17 protein-coding genes, 2 tRNA genes and 1 pseudogene are annotated in these 16,399 nt (G+C 60.8%); 9 read left to right on the top strand and 11 right to left on the bottom strand.

Annotated features, from left to right (window positions below):
• Window positions 1–61: 61 nt before the first annotated feature.
• From LB551_RS17300 to LB551_RS17290, 3 genes are all read right to left on the bottom strand, one after another.
• Window positions 62–1,441 (bottom strand): TolC family outer membrane protein, encoded by a 1,380-nt coding sequence (locus LB551_RS17300; RefSeq protein ID WP_140639227.1) that lies wholly within the window; start codon window positions 1,439–1,441, stop codon window positions 62–64.
• 178 nt (window positions 1,442–1,619) lie between these two features.
• On the bottom strand, window positions 1,620–2,288 hold the full coding sequence (locus LB551_RS17295; RefSeq protein ID WP_140495747.1) for a protein-L-isoaspartate O-methyltransferase family protein: 669 nt from the start codon (window positions 2,286–2,288) through the stop codon (window positions 1,620–1,622).
• 89 nt (window positions 2,289–2,377) lie between these two features.
• Window positions 2,378–2,451, bottom strand: a tRNA-Cys gene (locus tag LB551_RS17290).
• 221 nt (window positions 2,452–2,672) lie between these two features.
• Here LB551_RS17290 and LB551_RS17285 point away from each other — a divergent pair.
• On the top strand, window positions 2,673–2,924 hold the full coding sequence (locus LB551_RS17285; RefSeq protein WP_140551441.1) for a hypothetical protein: 252 nt from the start codon (window positions 2,673–2,675) through the stop codon (window positions 2,922–2,924).
• Window positions 2,925–2,976: 52 nt separating this feature from the next.
• On the opposite strand, the gene LB551_RS17280 is transcribed toward LB551_RS17285, so the two are convergent.
• Entirely contained in the window at window positions 2,977–3,237 is a 261-nt protein-coding gene (locus LB551_RS17280; RefSeq protein ID WP_140551440.1) for a hypothetical protein, read from the bottom strand.
• A 221-nt stretch (window positions 3,238–3,458) separates the two neighbouring features.
• Here LB551_RS17280 and LB551_RS17275 point away from each other — a divergent pair.
• Window positions 3,459–3,533: transfer RNA gene (locus tag LB551_RS17275), tRNA-Asn, on the top strand.
• 38 nt (window positions 3,534–3,571) lie between these two features.
• Here LB551_RS17275 and LB551_RS17270 read toward each other — a convergent pair.
• A pseudogene (locus LB551_RS17270) lies at window positions 3,572–3,900 on the bottom strand (integrase); the annotation flags it as partial.
• A gap of 342 nt (window positions 3,901–4,242) precedes the next feature.
• Here LB551_RS17270 and LB551_RS17265 point away from each other — a divergent pair.
• A complete protein-coding gene (locus LB551_RS17265) occupies window positions 4,243–4,998 on the top strand; it encodes a DUF5131 family protein (RefSeq protein ID WP_224659960.1) in 756 nt (251 codons plus the stop codon).
• On the opposite strand, the gene tcmP is transcribed toward LB551_RS17265, so the two are convergent.
• The gene (tcmP, locus tag LB551_RS17260) at window positions 4,973–5,923 is read right to left on the bottom strand and encodes a three-Cys-motif partner protein TcmP (RefSeq protein ID WP_224659959.1); all 951 of its coding nucleotides are present in this window, start codon (window positions 5,921–5,923) and stop codon (window positions 4,973–4,975) included. The two genes, LB551_RS17265 and tcmP, sit on opposite strands and share 26 nt — an antisense overlap.
• Before the next feature lie 78 nt (window positions 5,924–6,001).
• Here tcmP and LB551_RS17255 point away from each other — a divergent pair, with 78 nt between their 5' ends.
• Window positions 6,002–6,256, top strand: a complete 255-nt coding sequence (locus LB551_RS17255; RefSeq protein WP_224659958.1) for a hypothetical protein — start codon at window positions 6,002–6,004, stop codon at window positions 6,254–6,256.
• A 57-nt stretch (window positions 6,257–6,313) separates the two neighbouring features.
• On the opposite strand, the gene LB551_RS17250 is transcribed toward LB551_RS17255, so the two are convergent.
• The 3 genes from LB551_RS17250 to LB551_RS17240 form a co-directional block, all read right to left on the bottom strand.
• Window positions 6,314–7,000, bottom strand: a complete 687-nt coding sequence (locus LB551_RS17250) for an ABC transporter permease (protein WP_224625465.1) — start codon at window positions 6,998–7,000, stop codon at window positions 6,314–6,316.
• A gap of 1 nt (window position 7,001) precedes the next feature.
• A complete protein-coding gene (locus LB551_RS17245; protein ID WP_224659957.1) occupies window positions 7,002–7,724 on the bottom strand; it encodes an ABC transporter permease in 723 nt (240 codons plus the stop codon).
• Window positions 7,725–7,797: 73 nt separating this feature from the next.
• Window positions 7,798–8,583: a transporter substrate-binding domain-containing protein gene (locus tag LB551_RS17240; RefSeq protein WP_411970949.1), complete on the bottom strand. Its 786-nt coding sequence runs from the start codon at window positions 8,581–8,583 to the stop codon at window positions 7,798–7,800.
• A gap of 518 nt (window positions 8,584–9,101) precedes the next feature.
• Between LB551_RS17240 and LB551_RS17235 the strand changes: the two genes are divergently transcribed.
• Both LB551_RS17235 and LB551_RS17230 read left to right on the top strand, forming a co-directional pair.
• Window positions 9,102–10,430 carry an amidase gene (locus LB551_RS17235; RefSeq protein WP_318012736.1) on the top strand — a complete coding sequence of 443 codons (1,329 nt, stop codon included), beginning with the start codon at window positions 9,102–9,104 and terminating at the stop codon, window positions 10,428–10,430.
• 153 nt (window positions 10,431–10,583) lie between these two features.
• Window positions 10,584–11,588 carry a LysR substrate-binding domain-containing protein gene (locus tag LB551_RS17230; RefSeq protein ID WP_140551542.1) on the top strand — a complete coding sequence of 335 codons (1,005 nt, stop codon included), beginning with the start codon at window positions 10,584–10,586 and terminating at the stop codon, window positions 11,586–11,588.
• A gap of 6 nt (window positions 11,589–11,594) precedes the next feature.
• Here the strand turns inward: LB551_RS17230 and LB551_RS17225 are convergent, their stop codons facing one another.
• Together LB551_RS17225 and LB551_RS17220 are read right to left on the bottom strand one after the other, a co-directional pair.
• Window positions 11,595–12,737: an aminotransferase class V-fold PLP-dependent enzyme gene (locus tag LB551_RS17225; RefSeq protein ID WP_224659954.1), complete on the bottom strand. Its 1,143-nt coding sequence runs from the start codon at window positions 12,735–12,737 to the stop codon at window positions 11,595–11,597.
• Between the two features lie 4 nt (window positions 12,738–12,741).
• A complete protein-coding gene (locus LB551_RS17220; protein WP_224659953.1) occupies window positions 12,742–13,743 on the bottom strand; it encodes an ornithine cyclodeaminase family protein in 1,002 nt (333 codons plus the stop codon).
• A 353-nt stretch (window positions 13,744–14,096) separates the two neighbouring features.
• Here LB551_RS17220 and LB551_RS17215 point away from each other — a divergent pair, with 353 nt between their 5' ends.
• The 3 genes from LB551_RS17215 (at window position 14,097) to LB551_RS17205 (ending at window position 16,266) form a co-directional block, all read left to right on the top strand.
• Window positions 14,097–15,311, top strand: coding sequence for an NAD(P)/FAD-dependent oxidoreductase (locus LB551_RS17215; protein WP_224659952.1), 1,215 nt, complete (start codon window positions 14,097–14,099; stop codon window positions 15,309–15,311).
• A complete protein-coding gene (locus tag LB551_RS17210) occupies window positions 15,308–15,727 on the top strand; it encodes a RidA family protein (protein WP_224659951.1) in 420 nt (139 codons plus the stop codon). The genes LB551_RS17215 and LB551_RS17210 overlap by 4 nt, the downstream gene beginning before the upstream one ends.
• 107 nt (window positions 15,728–15,834) lie before the next feature.
• On the top strand, window positions 15,835–16,266 hold the full coding sequence (locus LB551_RS17205) for a cupin domain-containing protein (protein ID WP_224659950.1): 432 nt from the start codon (window positions 15,835–15,837) through the stop codon (window positions 16,264–16,266).
• Window positions 16,267–16,399: the final 133 nt, after the last annotated feature.

Raw genomic sequence — 16,399 nt, 5'->3', positions numbered from 1 at the left:
CGGCCCGGCGTTTCGATCGAAGGCCGGGCCGCTTCTAGAGAACTACTCGAATCTGTGGAGCTTAGCGGCCGTCCGGCGTGCGCAGGCCGATCCACTTGTCCTTGACGGCGTTGTAGTGCTCTTCAGGCCTGTACTTCGTCGCCTGCAGCGCAAGGCGCTCGGCCGAGAGGCGGCCGATCGCCGACAGGATGGCATAGCTTGCCACCACCACGTCGTGCTCGGAATTTGCCTGGTTGATCTTGGCGGTGATGACGGTGGCCTGCGCGTTGAGCACGTCCAGCGTGGTGCGCTGGCCGACATTGCGTTCCTCGATGACACCGTTCAGCGCCAGTTGCGCGGCGTCGATCACCTGCCTGTTGGCGGCGACGCTCTGCTGCGCGGCGGTGTATTGCGACCACGCCGAGGCGACGGCCTGACGCACCTGGTCGCGGCTGACATCGACCTGGATGCGGGCCTCGCCAAGCGATTCCTTGTTCTGTCGCACGACCGCCGAGGTGCGGCCGCCCGAATAGATCGGGATTGTCAGTGTCGCACCGATGTTGGCTGAGGTCGAACCCCCGTTGCTCCCCTGGAGGTCGGGATTGCGATGCAGATAATCCTCCGAAATGCCGGCCGACGCGGAAAGCTGCGGCAGCAATGCGCCCTCGGACGATTTCACCGAAAACGCGGCCGCATCAACCAGATGCTGGGTGGCGAGGATCGCCGGATGCTCGGCCGAGGCGATGGCAATCGCCGAATCGAGGCTCGGCGGCAGCAGCCTGGCCAATGGCGAGGCAGGCCTGAGCTTGCCCGGCTCGTCACCGACGATCTGGTGATAGCTCGCCGCACTTGCCAGCGCCTGCGCGCGAGCGGCGCTGAGCGACGCCACGGCGGAAGCGCGCGACGCATCGGCCTGCGCAACGTCGGTGCGCGTGCCTTCGCCGACCTCGAACCGCGAGCGCGCGGCGCGCGCCTGCTCGGTCAGGAACTGCAGATTCTGCTCCGTCAGCACCGCGATCTGCCGGTCGCGAATCACGTCCATATAGGCCGTGGCCGCGCTCAACAGCGTGTTCTCCTCGGTGTTGCGCAGGCTTTCGACGGATGCCTTGACCCGCGATTCGGCTGCCGCCACATTGTTTCTCGTCTGAAAGCCGTCGAACAGGCTCTGGTTTATGACGATGCCCACACTGGCCGACCCCGTCTTGACGTTGGCGCCGCTGGCACGGGTATTCACATAATTCGTGTCGGCCGTCCCGGTGATGGTCGGGCGCCAGCCGGACTTGGCGATGGCCACGCTCTCGTCGGTGACGCGTACGCCGGCTCGGGAGGCATTCAGCGAGGAATTGTATTGATAGGCCTTTGCAAGCGCGCCGGAGATGGTTTCGGCCGAGGCGGCCAGCGGGGAAAGCGCGGTCGCCGAAACGAGGACGGCGGTGAAAAGTGACTTGCGTAGAGACGGCACCATTAAACCCTCATTCGTTTTCCATGGGAACCACACCGCACCGGCTTCTCCTTTGAGAACCGGAGCGGCGTGTCAGAATGTTCCCTGTCGCTCGGCCCAAAGTGCCCCCATTGGGATCAGCAACGATTGTTCAAATGCAAGCGACCATGACAAAGCCTCTGCTGCAAGGCCAAATCATTCAGAATTCGAAAGCATGCTCACGTTCGAACCCGGGTAGTGGCTTAATTGCCGCATTAAATGCCCGTCTACCGGTTACAACCCCCCCTGCTTTGAAAAAAAGCCGCGCCACGCCGGAATTGCCCTGCCCTTCGACCGCGACGAGGCGGCCGCCTTCGGCGAGCTGGTCGAGCAGCGCCGCCGGCACTTTGCCGACGCTGCCGCCGACGAAGACGACATCGTAGGGCGCCTTGGCCGCATATCCCTGCGGCAGCGGGCCCTGGACCACGGTCACATTGCCGCAGCCCAGCGATGAGAGCACCGACTTTGCGGTTTCGGCCAGCGCCGAATCACTTTCAAGCGCCACCACGGATCCCGCCAGTCGCGACAGGATGGCCGAGGCATAGCCGGTGCCGCAGCCGACATCGAGGACCGAATCGGCCTGACTGATCTCGGCCAGTTGCATCAGCTTGGCCAGCGGCGAAGGCTCCATCAGATATCGCGCGCCGCCGGGGCCGTCCGCGATGCGGATGTCTTCGTCGATGTAGGCGAGATTGCGCTGGCGTTCGTCGACGAAAAGCTCGCGCGGGACGGAAAGCATGGCGTCGAGCAGCGGCGTGCTGGTCACGTCGGTGGTGCGGATCTGACCATCGACCATCTTGACGCGAAGCTCGGAGAAATCAGCGCTCATGTCCCAACCAATCCGCTTGCCGCGCCACATCGCGGTTCATCTAGACGGGAACGGCGAGCCCCTGCGCTGACGCGCGGGAGCCCGGAGATTGGAGGCCTCGCCCGGAATCGAACCGGGGTGCAAGGATTTGCAGTCCTCTGCGTAACCACTCCGCCACGAGGCCTCGTTGCTCCCGGCGTTCCACCCGGTTCCAATAGGTTGCGGCGAAAAAGCCGTCAAGCGGCGACAATGCATTCGCGACGGTTTCGCCTGCGCCAGTTCCCGCACCCCGCCCTAAATGCGAGACAGGGCGGTTCGAGCTGCGTTAGCAAGCCGTTAAGCATGGCGGATGATCGAGAGAAACTCCGCGCACCGGGCTGCGTTGAAGCCGAGGAGGACTGCGCCATGCAGCTGGCCAAACCGGACGAGTCGACCAACAATGCGGACAGCTCGCCGCTGCTGGGGTGCGAGGAGCTGGTGCGCTACGCCATGGATTGCCTCAAGATAGAAGGCACCGGCCGGCTTTCGCCGCGCGACCGCGCGCGCCTTGCCTCGGCTTCCGCCGTCCTGAAGGAAATCAGCGAGGATCTGAAAGCAGGCCAGCAGGACGCCCCGGAGGAGGCGAGCACTGGAACGCAGGATAGCGCTGCGATTTGATTCGGCCCCAAAGGTCGCCGCGACGAAGCCGGGCAAGGCCCCGCGTGGCCGATCAATCCGGCCGGCGCCGCCGTTCCCACCAGACGACGAACCGGCGCCGATGGCGGCGCACCATGGCGAATTCGTAGGAGAGCACCAAAAGTCCGAGCGGCACCATCCAGAAACCGAGAACAGGCAAGAACCCCAGAATGCCGCCGATCGTCAAAAGCACGCCGATCGCAATCCTGAGGCCGCGCGAACGCGGCATGGTGAACTTGCGCCCGAAGACTGATATCTTTCGCGCCGTTGCCTGGTTTTCTTCTGCTGCCGTCATCTCGAATGGCTGGTCCGTCTGGTGGCTTGAGGGTGTCACTTGAGGAAAGCCGCGACCGCGCATTCGGTTCCGCGCCCCTCGCAAGGAGGCTAATATGAGGACGAACGCCGCCGATTGCGAGAAACGCCTGAGCGAAAAAGTCTCGGAAAAATGCGAAATGGTTCTTTGCAAAGCCGAAAAGGGTTTGCTATAGGCTGCGCCACTCGCATGAGAGCCTCTGTTCCCCGGTAGCTCAGTGGTAGAGCAACCGGCTGTTAACCGGTTGGTCGCTGGTTCGAATCCGGCCCGGGGAGCCACTATTTCCAAGGTCCGTTCCGGACACATAGGTTACGGTTTATACCGGAGACATGGGTAACACTTTTGGCCCGAAGGGGTTTTGGAGTGGTTCGAGCCTGCATGTCTCATTGTCAAAATATCCCAGATCATAATCCATGAAGCTAGCCAGCCAGATGTGGTCCTCGACCTGTTTGATGCCGACGGTCTGGCCGGCAAAGACGAGGCTGAGGTTGATCTTCTTGCGATTGTAGCAGATGCGGCCGCAGTGGTGACGGTGACGGCCTTGTCGTGAAACGGATAATCGAGATCCGGCAGGCCGGCGTAGATGCGCGGTGATGGCGTGTAGTGCTCTGCCGGACAGGCCATGCCCGCCGCCCTGATCTGCCGCCGCTTCGAGTTCTTCCGGCCCTTGCGCCATCCCAGCGCGCTTCGCTTTCGGGCGACGGCCTCTCGCCGAGATATTCCGCATGATAGCTCCTGGGGCTGCCGTACGCGGCCAAGTTGGCGGGCAAGATCAGTTGGGGAGGAGCGTTGGTGGCCGCCACACCGTGGTCGAGTGCGAGCGCCGCGGCTGGGCCCTATTCGACCTTCCGCCGGCGTCGGGACAATGCCGCGAAGACGATTGCTGACGCATTGAACGCCGGGAGTGTCCCGACATGGTAGGGAATGCCACCATCTTGGCGTAAGGTTGAAAGTGCACTATCCGGATGACAAAGGGAGAAAATTCCTATGGCCGAGACATCTATTGAGTGGACCGATGCGACTTGGAACCCGGTGGCTGGCTGCACAATTCTGACCGCAGGGTGCACAAACTGCTATGCAATGCGCATGGCCGCGCGGCTTGAGGCCATGGGCCAGGAAAAATATACGGGCTTGACGCGCAAGTCGGGAGGCCGCGCCAAATGGACGGGCAAAATTTATTTGGATCGGAAGGCGTTGGCGATCCCCGAAACATGGTCGAAATCCCGCCGCGTGTTCGTCAATTCGATGTCAGATTTGTTTCACTCCGACGTACCCGCTGACTTCATCGCGGATGTCTGGCGGGTAATGGCGGATACACCCCGGCACACCTACCAGATCCTTACGAAGCGCCCCGACCGAATGATCGAAATCGTTCCTGGTCTCGCCAAACTGCCTAACGTGTGGCTTGGGACCAGCGTCGAAGACAGCCGTGTCCTCTACCGCATTGATGAGTTGCGAAAGGTTCCTGCAACGGTGCGGTTTATCTCGTTCGAACCGTTGATCGGGAGTGTGGCTCGGGCAAACCTGAAGGACATTCACTGGGCAATTGTGGGTGGAGAAAGCGGTCCTAATTCCCGATTGATGGATCCTGCCTGGGTCGACGAGATTGAGACAGCCTGCCGCGGGGCGGGAACAGCATTTTTCTTCAAGCAATGGGGTGGTAAAAACAAAAAGGCAGCGGGCCGGATGCTCAATGGTCAAACCTACGACGAGATGCCTATTCAACCGCAAAGTTCTTTCTAACATGACTAGCAAAATGCTTAGCTAATCTTGTAGCAGCTTCCTTGCGGTTCCCGACTCCAAGGAAAAGAGAGAACGTTTGTCGGCCCTTGCTCTTAAGAATTGGAACGGGGTCCGAAACGTACGCGAATTCGCTTTCGAGGCGGCGTTTAAACCAAGCCTCTATGTCCCGCCACTGAGCGACGCGAGCCAACTCGTCTGGTGGTGCACTACCAAAGATGTCGAGCTGTGTCGTCGTGGGGGTGGGCGGCAGAGAGTACAGTTCTCGCCACTCTGGACCAAGCACCAGGTCCAACCGTTTAGCCTTCGGCCCTATCCCCGAGATTTTGTGCGCAAGCTGTCGCGTAACATCTCGAATAGGAAAGAGATACCACACGTCCAGTGCTTCCGTGGCGGCGAGCGCCTGTAGCGTTTTCCATTCGACCTGCAGGGAAAAGGGATCCAAAAATACCACCCCCCTATGGAAACTCTTGGCCTTCCTTATCCATGGCTGCTGCGAGACAACTTTGGCAAGCTCTTCGTTTGCATCTCCTGGGTGGACACGGATGTCCGTCGACGGGTAAGTAGCCTTCAGCTCAATCAGCGCCTTCAATCGCACATCATCGGTCTCCATGAAGACGTAGTGCTTGAACGGTGGGTCAACCTTTAAAGCCTTGCGGGCCGACCCGTCTGTCGTTTCGACTATAGTTTCATAGGGTTTCCCATCTAGCAGCCCGCCAGTCTGACGTTCTTCTTCCCTGTCACCCGATCCCGCGAAAGCGTCGAAATACCAAAGCTCCATCGCTTTCGGTGTCAACGCCGCCGTATAGCATTGGAGATAGTATTCGACCGCTGCGACCTTGATTTCGGACCAAGGTCCTCCGTATCTGTGCCCAGCCATTTCTCTGCCCTTTACCCAACACGAAACAGAGGCTTCTTCGAGAGTCATGTCCAGATCTCGCACTGCAAAACGCTAGATATCCCCAAAAATGCTGAAAGAAGTAAACGCCAGACATTCGGCAGTGCTATGGAGAAGATCGAATTTTATTTGACGATTGCGCAATGGCCCGCTTTCCAATTCAATCAATCGCGGTTGCTAAGAGCAGCAATCAAACGCCGAGAAATGACAAGAAATGACAAGGAGGAATTACACGGCGAAATTCCAGCGATGAATGAAGAGTGGCGCACCGACAAACTTGTGATCGCTCTCGTCGGATCGGCGGGCTCTGGCGCGAGCACCACGGCAACCGCTCTTGCTGCAGCTTCGCGCAGCATGCTGTAGAAAGCCGAGTCGCCCTATCCCGAAAAGCGGCCGCTATCACAGGCGACACCGTTCCGCTCAATGCTGTCGAGCAAGCCGTCTCTCGAAGAAACCAAAGCCGATAGTGATCAATGCCGCCAGCAGGAAATACCCTAGCGCGGCGGCGAACAGAGGCTCGTAGACCCGAAATGTCTGCGCGCGAACGAGGTTCGCCGCACCCATGAGTTCAAAGACCGTGATCGTCGACGCCAGCGCGGTCCCCTTCAAAAGCAGGATGTTCTGGCCGCCGATCGCCGGCAAAGCCAACCTGAAAGCCTGCGGGAGAAGGACGGAAATCATGATCCGTGTTTTCGACAGGCCAAGCGATTGGCCGGCCTCCCGCTGCCCTTCCGGAATGGCCTGTATCGCCCCTCTCCAAATCTCGCCACAGTAGGCCGCGGTGTTCAGGGAAAGGGTAAAAAACGCATAGAAGTCTGCGCCTCGCAAAATGGGCCAGAGCGGGCTGTAGCGGATCGAGGGGATACCCGAGAGAATCTGCCCGATACCAAAGTAGCAGAGGTAAAGCTGGACCAGGAGCGGGGTCCCCCGGAACGCGAGGATAAACGCAACCGCAGGATATCGCAGCCATTTGCTGTTGGATAACCGGGCCAGTGCAACCGGGATGGCAAGCAAATTGCCGACCGCCGCACAGCCGAGGAACAGGATTATGGTGACCTGGACGCCGGCCAGAAGCTGATTGGCAAGGTACGCTCCAAACTCAGTCACGCTAGCCCCGCCTCCCGCCACGGACGGTGGCTGTTTCGAGGGCATGGAAAAGCATCGCCGATATGCCCGACATGGCGAGGAATACGAACGCGATCGCGCAATAGAACATGAAGTAGTCGCGCGTCGCGCCGGCAGCCATCTTGCCGGCGAGAACGAGCTCGGTAAAGCCGATCAGGCTGACCAGTGAGCTTTCCTTCAAGACGACCAGCCACAAATTGCCAAGCCCCGGCAAGGCCAGGGGAACCATTTGCGGCACGGTCACCAGGAAGAACGTCTGTCGCCGTGTCAGACCGAGTGCATGGGCTGCCTCGACCTGACCTGGCGGGATGGCCACGATCGCGCCACGCAGGACCTCCGTGCTGTAGCCGCCTTGAACGATCCCAAGCGACAGCGTCGCGGCGACAAACCCATTGACCTGGAATTCGGAAGTCAGTCCCGCCAGGCTCACGGCCCAGCGCAACGCGTCCGTCGCGGTATAGTAGACGAGAAATATGACGAGAATGTCCGGGACGGACCGGATGATTGTCGTATAGGCAACGGCTGCGGAGGCGGCCACGCGGCTCTTCGAGATCTTGGCCACCGCACCCATGAGGCCGAGGGTCAGGCCCACGAGATAGGCGCTGATCGAAATTCCAAGGCTCAGGCAAGCGCCAAGAAGCAATTCGTCGCCCCAGCCCTTGTCCCCGAAGCTGAGCAGGGTTGCCCAAGACACGGTCGAGTTCATACAGCGCGTTCCAGTTCAATGAAGATGGCGACGGCCGCCCCGTGGCGGCCGTCCCCGGGCCTGAACCAGACGATCAATCGCCGTAAATGTTGAAATCGAAATAGCGCTTGGTGATGGTGTCATACTCGCCGCTGGCGCGCACCGCCTTGAGTGCTGCATTGAGGCGGTCCCTCAGAGCGCTGTCTTCCTTGCGCAGGCCGCCGCCGTCGCCGTATCCAAACATTTTCTCATGCGGCAGCGTCACCTTGATTTCATAAGCCTGGCCCTCCGGCTTCTTTAAGAAATCCTGGATCTGGATGCCTGCCGCCGCCATGAGATCCACGCGTCCGGCCTGGATGTCGGCGATTTCGTCATCGAGTGTTGGATATATCTTTACTTCGGCAATGCCGTTGAACTTATCCTGCATGTAGGTCGCCTGCAGACTGGCACTCTGTGCCGCGACGGCGATCCCCTTGAATGTCTCCGGCTTGGTCACGTCGAACTGCCGCGTATCCGCCTTGGCACCGACAAGCACGTTGGGCGAATAGTAGTACTTGTCGGTGAAATCGATCACCTCCTTGCGCTTGTCCGTGATCGACATCGAGCTCCAGATAACGTCGAACTTCTTGGCCAACAGCGCGGGAATGATGCCGTCCCAGGCGATATCGACGATCTCGCATTTCGCCTTCATCTCTTTGCAAACGGCATTCATCAGGTCGATTTCCCAGCCTTGCCAGGTGCCACTGGCATCCTTGACGGAGAAAGGCGGGTATGGCTCCGCGGCGACACCGAAACGGATGACATCATCGGCCGCCGACGATGAATTGGCGGCGCCAAATACCGCCACGATCAGTGACAAGGCGAGTGCAAGCTTTTTCATGATTGTTCCCCTTTTTGTTTCTGTGGATTTGTATCTTCCGCAATAATGATGCTGGTCGCCGGGCATGTGCCGATCTTTCGGCGTCGGCCCGCGGCCAGCCGGCAGCATCGAGCATCGTGGACTGGTACGGATGTCGGCGATGCGAACTTGGCCATTCGGCTCAGTCGACCTTCTTTCAGGGCGGTGTTTGAAAACGCTAACAGTTCGAATGATCTCGATCTAATGCCCCCTGCCGTGCGGTTCATCACCAATAGTTATGACAGCGATAGCCCCTTCGAGTGACGCAGTCCGGCGACCGGCAAACGATCGGCGCTCCTTGATCGGCGCGTGCGAGGACAGGGCTGAATTGAACGGTTCACGACGCCGCCATTGATCGCGACTATGAGTTTTCAGCGATAGTCCCGCGTCCACGGGAATAAGCTCGCGACTGTCCACCAAATTCTTGATGTGGCATCGTCGGCTGGGTTCCGGCCGGCCGCAATGCAGTCGGTCAGGCCCGTTCGCTCTAAGGTCGTCATATGAATAGCAGCCCTTGCCGGTCGATCGAGGAGATGAGCGAAAAGATCGCCGCCGGCTTGTCGCCCGTGGAAATCGTGGAGGATTGCCTCGAGCGCATCCAGGAACTGAATGAACACATCAAGTCGATGATATTCGTGGACGAAGCTGGCGCCCTGGACGCCGCGCTTCAGGCCACACGCGAAATCAGATCCGGTCAAAGGCGGGGTCCGCTGCATGGCGTGCCGATCGCGGTCAAGGACGTTATCGATGTCAAGGATTGGCCGACAACGGCTGGCTCCCGGTTGTTTCGCGACCACGTCGCGACGGAAACGGCACCGTGCATTGCCAATCTTCAGGCGGCCGGCGCCATCATCATCGGCAAGACGAACCTGCACGAACTGTGCGTCGGCGGTCATGACAACACTTGGTTCGGCAAGGTCGCCAACCCGCTTGATCCGGACCGTGGGACAGGTGGGACGAGCAGCGGCTCGGCCGCAGCGGTCGCAGCCGGTTTTTGCCTGGCGGCGGTTGGCACGGACAGCGGCGGGTCAAACCGATCCCCGGCTGCTGCAACCGGCTTGTTCGGTTACAAGCCGACGAATGATCTGATCGCCGTGCAGGGCGTCATGAGCATAGCGCCTTCGCTGGACTGCGTCGGCGTTCTTGCACGCTCGGTCAGGGACGTTCGCCTGATGACCGAGGCGCTTGCCGGAAAACGGCTCGCCTCGTCGGCAAGCGGGGGCAGCAGAACGACAACCGGCATCACCGTCGGCATCTGCCCAGAGCTGGTTGGCGCTCACGTCGACACGTCAGTCGATATCGCGATGGCTGCCATGCTCGATCGTCCCGAAGTGCGCACGGTCGAGATCTCCTTCGACGACAGGGAGGCGTTCGTCGCCGCGGGACTGACAATCCTCCAATTCGAGTTCGCGCGAATCCACCGCAATGCAATCGATCGGAAGCCGGACATGGTCGGCGACGCGGTTCGCTCATTCCTGCAGGACGGCATTCGTGTCCATGCCGACGCCTATGATAGCGCCATCGCAATCCGTAACGACGTGCGAGGCCGGTTTCTGGAGAAAATCGCGGGCCTGGACGCTCTTGCCATCCCTACGGCGCCTGGATCGGCGCCGCGGCTTTCCGACGAACTTACCGAGGTGAATGAGGAAATGGTGCCGTGGGGAATGGCGGGCGGCCGCTTCCGCCGCTGGGCAAATATGCTTGGCATGCCGGCGCTGGCTATTCCTTTGCCGGTTCCTGACGGGCTTCCGGTGTCGGTACAACTTGCCTCAGGTCCCGGCCAGGACGCCGGTTTGCTCGACCTCGCCGAAATGTTGACAAGCAACTGAAATCAGTTCCGCCAAGTCGCTGAAAGTTCATAACCTCCAGGAATAAACTTCCTTCGCGCGCCTCTTGGAACATCCGGCCCTTCCCATTAATCTTGGCGTTCGCAGCTCGCTGTTTCGGCACAGCGATCCAGCTGCCTAGCAAGGTAAGCGGGCATGAAATTTGGCGAAAAGGACACCGTCACGAAGGAGGCAGAGTTTACGCCTCGCGAGATCGAGGTCTTCGCTTCGGTCATGCTGCACGGAACGACCACGAAGGCGGCCGACGCACTCGACATCACGCAGCCGGCTGTCAGCAAGATGCTCCAGCAACTCAGCGAGAAGGCGGATTTCCAGCTGTTCAGGAAAAGCCGGCAGCGGCTGATCCCCACCCCTGAAGCACACATGCTCTATGCCGAGGTGAAGCGCGTTTTCGAGTCCGCGCGCGGCATCTCGCGCGCCGCGAGGGAGATACGCGAGTTGCGAAGTGGCAGGCTAAACATCTGCGCGCTCCCGGCTTTCGGGTCCACGCTGCTGCCGTCCATCATCACGAGCTTCTCAAAACAGCATCCGTCGGTGTCGATTTCCCTGGATATCCGCAGCTCCGCCACGGTGGTGCAGCGGGCGAGCCGCAATCAGCTCGACATCGGAATAGGCGTAACGGCATCGGACGAGAATTCTTCAATCGTCAGACGAGCGCTGACAGCGACGCCGCCTGTTTGCGTCATGCCGGCGGGTCACCGTCTGGCCGAACTCGACGTGGTGCAGGCGGAAGATCTCGACGGTCTCGATTTCATCTCGATGGGTTCTGCCGATCCGATGCGGCAGCAACTCGATGCCTTGTGCGAAGAACGCGGGGTGGGACGTCTGTTGAAGGTAGAGGCCAGCCTCTCCAGTGCGTGCATCGCCCTTGTCGCGTCCGGTGCGGGCGTGAGCGTCGTCGACAGGCTTTCGGCGTGGCTGGCGCGCGACCTGCCGATCGAGATCAGGGATTTCCGGCCACGTCTCGATCTGAATCTCAGCGTCTACCGGCCGTGGGGTGTCATTGCATCGACGGCGGCGGACGCCTTCACCGAGCATCTCATCCAGACGACGCGAACCTTTATGAACAGCGTTGAGGCCGGAATCACCGCGCTGGGTCCTCGCCGTCAGGCCGACAGAACTGTTTCCATTCACCGCTGAGAGCCTCTAGCGGAGCGGCAGGCATTCGAACAGGCGGCCGATATCGGCTTCGTCATTGTAGACATGCGGCGACACGCGCATCTTCGTGCCGCGCAGCGTGACGTGCACGTCACCCCGCTTCAGCTCTTGTGCCGCGTCCGGCGCAAGACGGTCGCCTATATCGAGGATCGCGATATGGGGCGTTGGGTGTCGCGGACGCGCGACCGGCAGCCCTCTGCTTTCCGCCTGCGCCCAGACAAGCTCGTTAAGGTGACGCAGGCGCTCAAACACGCGTTCGATGGTCCATCCGCGGATGAGCTTCATTGCGGCGATCGCGATGGGCAGGACCGCGAAATCGGAGCGTTCCCCCATGTCGAACCGCCGCGCGCCGGGAAGAAACTTGGCCACGGCCACCTTGTAGAAGTCCGACTTGTCCCCACCCATCCGGTTCCATGAATGATGCTCCAGAGTGCGCCCCTCTGTGTGCCAACGCCGGTCGGCGTAAAGGAATGCGAGGCGATATGGCCCCAGAAGAAACTTGTAGGTGGCAAAGACGAGAAAGTCCGGTCGGACGCGCCGGACATCGAAGGGTATCGCGCCAACCCACTGGGTTCCATCAACGACGAGACTGGCGCCCGCTGCCCGTGTGGCGGCGGCCACTGCCTCCAGGTCGATCGCCATGCCCTCGAACCAATGCACCAGCGTCCCCGCGACGACCGCGATGGGACGGCTCGAGTTTTGGATTGCCGATACGATCGCGCTGGTCCAGTCGCCGTCGGCTGGTTGCGGGACGATATCGACGCAGGCGCCGGCGCGTTGCGCGAGGTCGTACCAGACATATCTGTGCGAGGTGTGTTCGTTCTCCATCAGAAGGATGGCCGAACCTGCCGGAACCGGAACGTTGGCGGCTGCGATAGCCATGCCATAGCTGGTGGCGGCCACAATGGCTATTTCGTCGGCATCGGCGCCCACCATTGATGCGGCGAGCTGCCGCGCCTCTTCGACCTCGTCGTAATAAGAGGCGATGGTCATTTTCCAGGGCTCGGCTTTCACCCTGACGCCAGCCTCGCCGGCCGCGACGGCGGCGGTCGGGATCGGAGACATGTATGCGGCATCCAGATAAGCTGTCTCGCGGGGAATGGAGAAAAGATTTCGTTGGCAGCTCAGCATGGCATCACAACCTGAAATCAATTGAGGTGCCGAGTCCGGCATTGCGGGCGCAGATATAGACAAGATTGGCAAGCTCGATGTCTTGCGCGGGAACGCCGAGAGACCGGAAAAGCGTGATCTGATCGTCGCCAGTGCGGCCGGGTTTCGCACCTGCCAGCACGTCGCCGACCTCGCCACGGATATGATCGACGCCGATCACGCCGGTTTCAATCGCCTCGATCAGTTCCCCCGCAGCCGTCAGCGCCATAGGCAGGTAGTCGACCCAGATCTGCGCTCTGCGCACACAGTCGAGGTCGAGCTCGCGGCATGAAGCGACGCTCGCCCCGACCGCATTGATGTGGACGCCAGGCGGAAGCCATTCGCCGCACAGCACCGGCTTTTCGGAAGATGTCGTGGTGCAGATGATGTCGGCCTCGCGAACGGCTTCGCCAGGGTCGCGATGTGCCTTCGCCTGGAATCCGGCGGCTGACTGCTCCTCGGCGAAGCGCTGCGCCTTTGCAAAATCGCGGCCCCAAACATGGATCGCATGGATTGGCCGGACGCCTGCAATAGCCGCGACATGCCGGCGCGCTTGCTCGCCATATCCGAACAGTGTCAACGTGGTGCTGTCTTCGCGCGAAAGTGTCCTCGTCGCGACAGCACTGGCTGCCGCGGTCCGCCAAGCCGTAAGCTCTCCCCCATCGATCAAGGCTACAGGCCGTCCATGATCCTTGTCGAACAGGAAGACACCGCCGCGGTGAGACGCGAATCCATGCGCGAAATTGTCAGGAAACACGGAAAGCACCTTCGCCCCGAACAGTGGCCGGTCATCCAGCGCAGCATACATGAGCGACAGACAACTCCCGGCCGCGCCCGGAAGTTCGAGCGTGCGCCTGATCTGCTGGCGCGCCATGCCGCTCGATGTTTTGCGCAGCGCGGCCTCGGTCGTGTCAAGAGCCAGGGAGAGGCTCAAAATGTCCCGGATCGCGTTCTTGTCGATCAGGAGGAATTCCGGCTCGCCATTCACTCCGCAGTCTCTCCCGTTCCGAGATCGCTGATACGCCGATCTTCGCCAAGCGTAGCATTGCCCTCGCAAACTGTTGCGCCCGAATTTGATAACCTCGCGCGGGAAGTTGCCCGCGCGGACTAATGGGCCGACCTATGCGGCTGGAGGTGGCCGGGACACTGGTTCATAACTTTTGGCCATGAACGGCAGCGACCAGTTCAATTGACCCTAGTTGGCACCCATTGCAATGTTTTCAGGCACCGAGGATGTTGTGCGGGATTGCAAACACACCGCAGGCGCCGCTCGAATTAAGCGAGCGGCGTCAGCAGTACTGTCAAAAACTCCAGCAACATCCCTCAACGATATAACGGCATTTGCATCGATTTGTCTTTCAGAGATTACTCGCATCGGATGGCGTCATTAGCTCGGTAATTTATCGGAGGTCATCTTTTATGCGTGTCGTGGTCATCGGTTCCGGCATTATCGGCAGTTCCACCGCCTATGAGTGCGCCAAGGCGGGAGCAAGCGTCGTCGTGCTGGAGGCCGGAAGGATAGCAGGCGGCACGTCGGCGGTAAGCTTTGCCTGGACAAATGCGACGACCAAGCGGCCCCGGCCGTATTTCGATCTGAACGTCTCGGGAATGCGCGCCCATCTTGAACTCAAGCGCGACTTCGGCATCGTTCCCTGGCTCACCCAGACCGGCAGTTTCGATTGGCGAACGGAGCCGGAGTCGATGGACGATTATTTCGAGAACTTCAGGCAGATGAAGGAATGGGGCTACGGCGTCGAGTGGATCGACAAGAAGCGTGTTGCTGAGATGGAGCCCGATATCGATGTCTCCGCCTTCGGCGATTGTCCAATCTCCTACTATCCGGAAGAAGGCTGGGTCGATCCGGTGCTCTACTCAGCCTGGCTTTTGCGGGCGGCGAAGGAGCGCTGGGGTGCACAGGTCAAACTCGGTTCACGCGTGACCGAGATCGAGACCGAAAGCGGGCGCGTACGGGCAGTTCGCACGGCGGATGGAGACCGGCACGCCGCGGATGCCGTCGTGAGCTGCACCGGCGGCTGGTCTAGTGAGAGGCTCGGCGATGCCCAGGGCATCCCACTTTCCTCGACCATAGGCGTGCTCGCCTTCACCCCGCCAGTGGCGTTGACGCTCCGGAGCCAGCTGCATGCCGACGATCTGGATATCCGTCCCGACGGAGCGGGCCGCATCATGATCCATAAGGTCTCGGTGGACATGACCCTGGAGAAGCCGGAGGCGCTCAGCCCTGCCGGGGACGAGGCGGCGACGCTCCTGGATGCGGCGGCCAAGATCCTGCCTTCGCTCCGCGATGCGGGTGTGGAAGCCATTCGCACCACTGTCCGGCCGTTCCCGGAGGACGGCTACACCGTCGCCGGCGCCATGCCGGACATCGTCGGCCACTACATGGCCGTAACGCACAGCGGTGTGACCATCGGCCCGCAATTGGGCAAGGTGGTCGCCGACGAAGTCGTGCGCGGCAAAATCCATGATGAAATGGAGACATTTCGCCCGCAACGCTTCTTCCAGGTCCATGCTCAGCGCTCCGCAGTCGCGCACGTTTGATCCCCGCAGGCTGCGGGATTGCCTGCAGCGGCCTGCTTTTAACCAATGCAGTTACGACCTCCGCCATGGCGAACATCGAAAGATTCGACAAGAACGAACGGCTTAGCCGGATCGTCGTTCATAACGGCACGGTCTATCTCTCGGGTTTGACGGCCGATAACAAGAAAAACGGCACGCCTGACCAGACGAACGAGATATTGGAAAAGGCGGAGCGCCTCCTGGCGAGCGTCGGTTCGGATAGATCGAAGCTGCTGTTCGCGCAGATCTGGTTGAGGGACGTCGAAGACTTCGACGCCATGAACAAGGCTTGGGTCACATGGCTCGACGGCGTGGAGCCCCCGGCACGCGCGACGGTCGGAGCAAGCTTCGCGCTGCCCGAGATCCGCGTCGAGATTCAGCTTACCGCAGCGATCTGACACGTCGCACGCAACGTCGAGGTCAACGAGTCCGATCAGATTCGTCAGCGGCATGCTTGCGCGCGGGCCTTCCCGGCGCGATAGATGCGGCGGTTCGGGGAGGAATCATGCGAAAAATCCTGGCATCGGCCTTGCTGCTGGCGGCTGCAGCGTTCGCAACCGGCGCTCATGCGCTGGACAGCAGCGGCACGCCCGTCGTCGTGACACCCCTCGCCTCGCGCACGACCACCGCTTCCGGCCAGCCGATCACGCTGCCGCAGAAGAACGTGCAGGTGCTGGTGTCGACCTACGACATAGCGCCGGGCGCGACCTTGCCGGTGCACAAGCATCCGTTCCCGCGCTACGCCTATGTCGAAGCCGGCACGTTGAAGGTCACCAATGTCGAGACCGGCAACAGCAACACCTACAAGACTGGCGATTTCATCATCGAGATGATCGGGCAGTGGCATCAGGCCACCAATATCGGCAACGACCCGGTCAAGCTTCTGGTGATCGACCAGGTCGAACAAGGCACCAAGAACACGGTTTTGCGCCAGTAAGCCACCGCTGCTCTGGCTCCTCGAACTGTCTTGCCACAGGAGCGCGCCGCGCGAAGTCGTCGGCCCAGCTCCTCACATCCGGTTCCGCACGACCGGGCTGACGATGCTATGCCGGTTGCCCGCCTTACCGGCG

This window comes from Mesorhizobium sp. BR1-1-2 (genome assembly GCF_020165435.1).
In the GTDB taxonomy this organism is placed as follows: domain Bacteria; phylum Pseudomonadota; class Alphaproteobacteria; order Rhizobiales; family Rhizobiaceae; genus Mesorhizobium.
Note: the sequence above shows the minus strand (reverse complement) of the source record. Positions and strands in the feature narration are given on the sequence as shown.

Bases quoted from the DNA above. Each gene is read 5' to 3' on its own strand.
- LB551_RS17295 (WP_140495747.1), bottom strand. From the start codon at position 2,288: ATGAGCGCTGATTTCTCCGAGCTTCGCGTCAAGATGGTCGATGGTCAG.
- LB551_RS17285 (WP_140551441.1), top strand. From the start codon at position 2,673: ATGCAGCTGGCCAAACCGGACGAGTCGACCAACAATGCGGACAGCTCG.
- LB551_RS17280 (WP_140551440.1), bottom strand. From the start codon at position 3,237: ATGACGGCAGCAGAAGAAAACCAGGCAACGGCGCGAAAGATATCAGTC.
- LB551_RS17265 (WP_224659960.1), top strand. From the start codon at position 4,243: ATGGCCGAGACATCTATTGAGTGGACCGATGCGACTTGGAACCCGGTG.
- tcmP (WP_224659959.1), bottom strand. From the start codon at position 5,923: ATGACTCTCGAAGAAGCCTCTGTTTCGTGTTGGGTAAAGGGCAGAGAA.
- LB551_RS17255 (WP_224659958.1), top strand. From the start codon at position 6,002: ATGGAGAAGATCGAATTTTATTTGACGATTGCGCAATGGCCCGCTTTC.
- LB551_RS17245 (WP_224659957.1), bottom strand. From the start codon at position 7,724: ATGAACTCGACCGTGTCTTGGGCAACCCTGCTCAGCTTCGGGGACAAG.
- LB551_RS17240 (WP_411970949.1), bottom strand. From the start codon at position 8,583: ATGAAAAAGCTTGCACTCGCCTTGTCACTGATCGTGGCGGTATTTGGC.
- LB551_RS17235 (WP_318012736.1), top strand. From the start codon at position 9,102: ATGAATAGCAGCCCTTGCCGGTCGATCGAGGAGATGAGCGAAAAGATC.
- LB551_RS17230 (WP_140551542.1), top strand. From the start codon at position 10,584: ATGAAATTTGGCGAAAAGGACACCGTCACGAAGGAGGCAGAGTTTACG.
- LB551_RS17225 (WP_224659954.1), bottom strand. From the start codon at position 12,737: ATGCTGAGCTGCCAACGAAATCTTTTCTCCATTCCCCGCGAGACAGCT.
- LB551_RS17205 (WP_224659950.1), top strand. From the start codon at position 15,835: ATGCGAAAAATCCTGGCATCGGCCTTGCTGCTGGCGGCTGCAGCGTTC.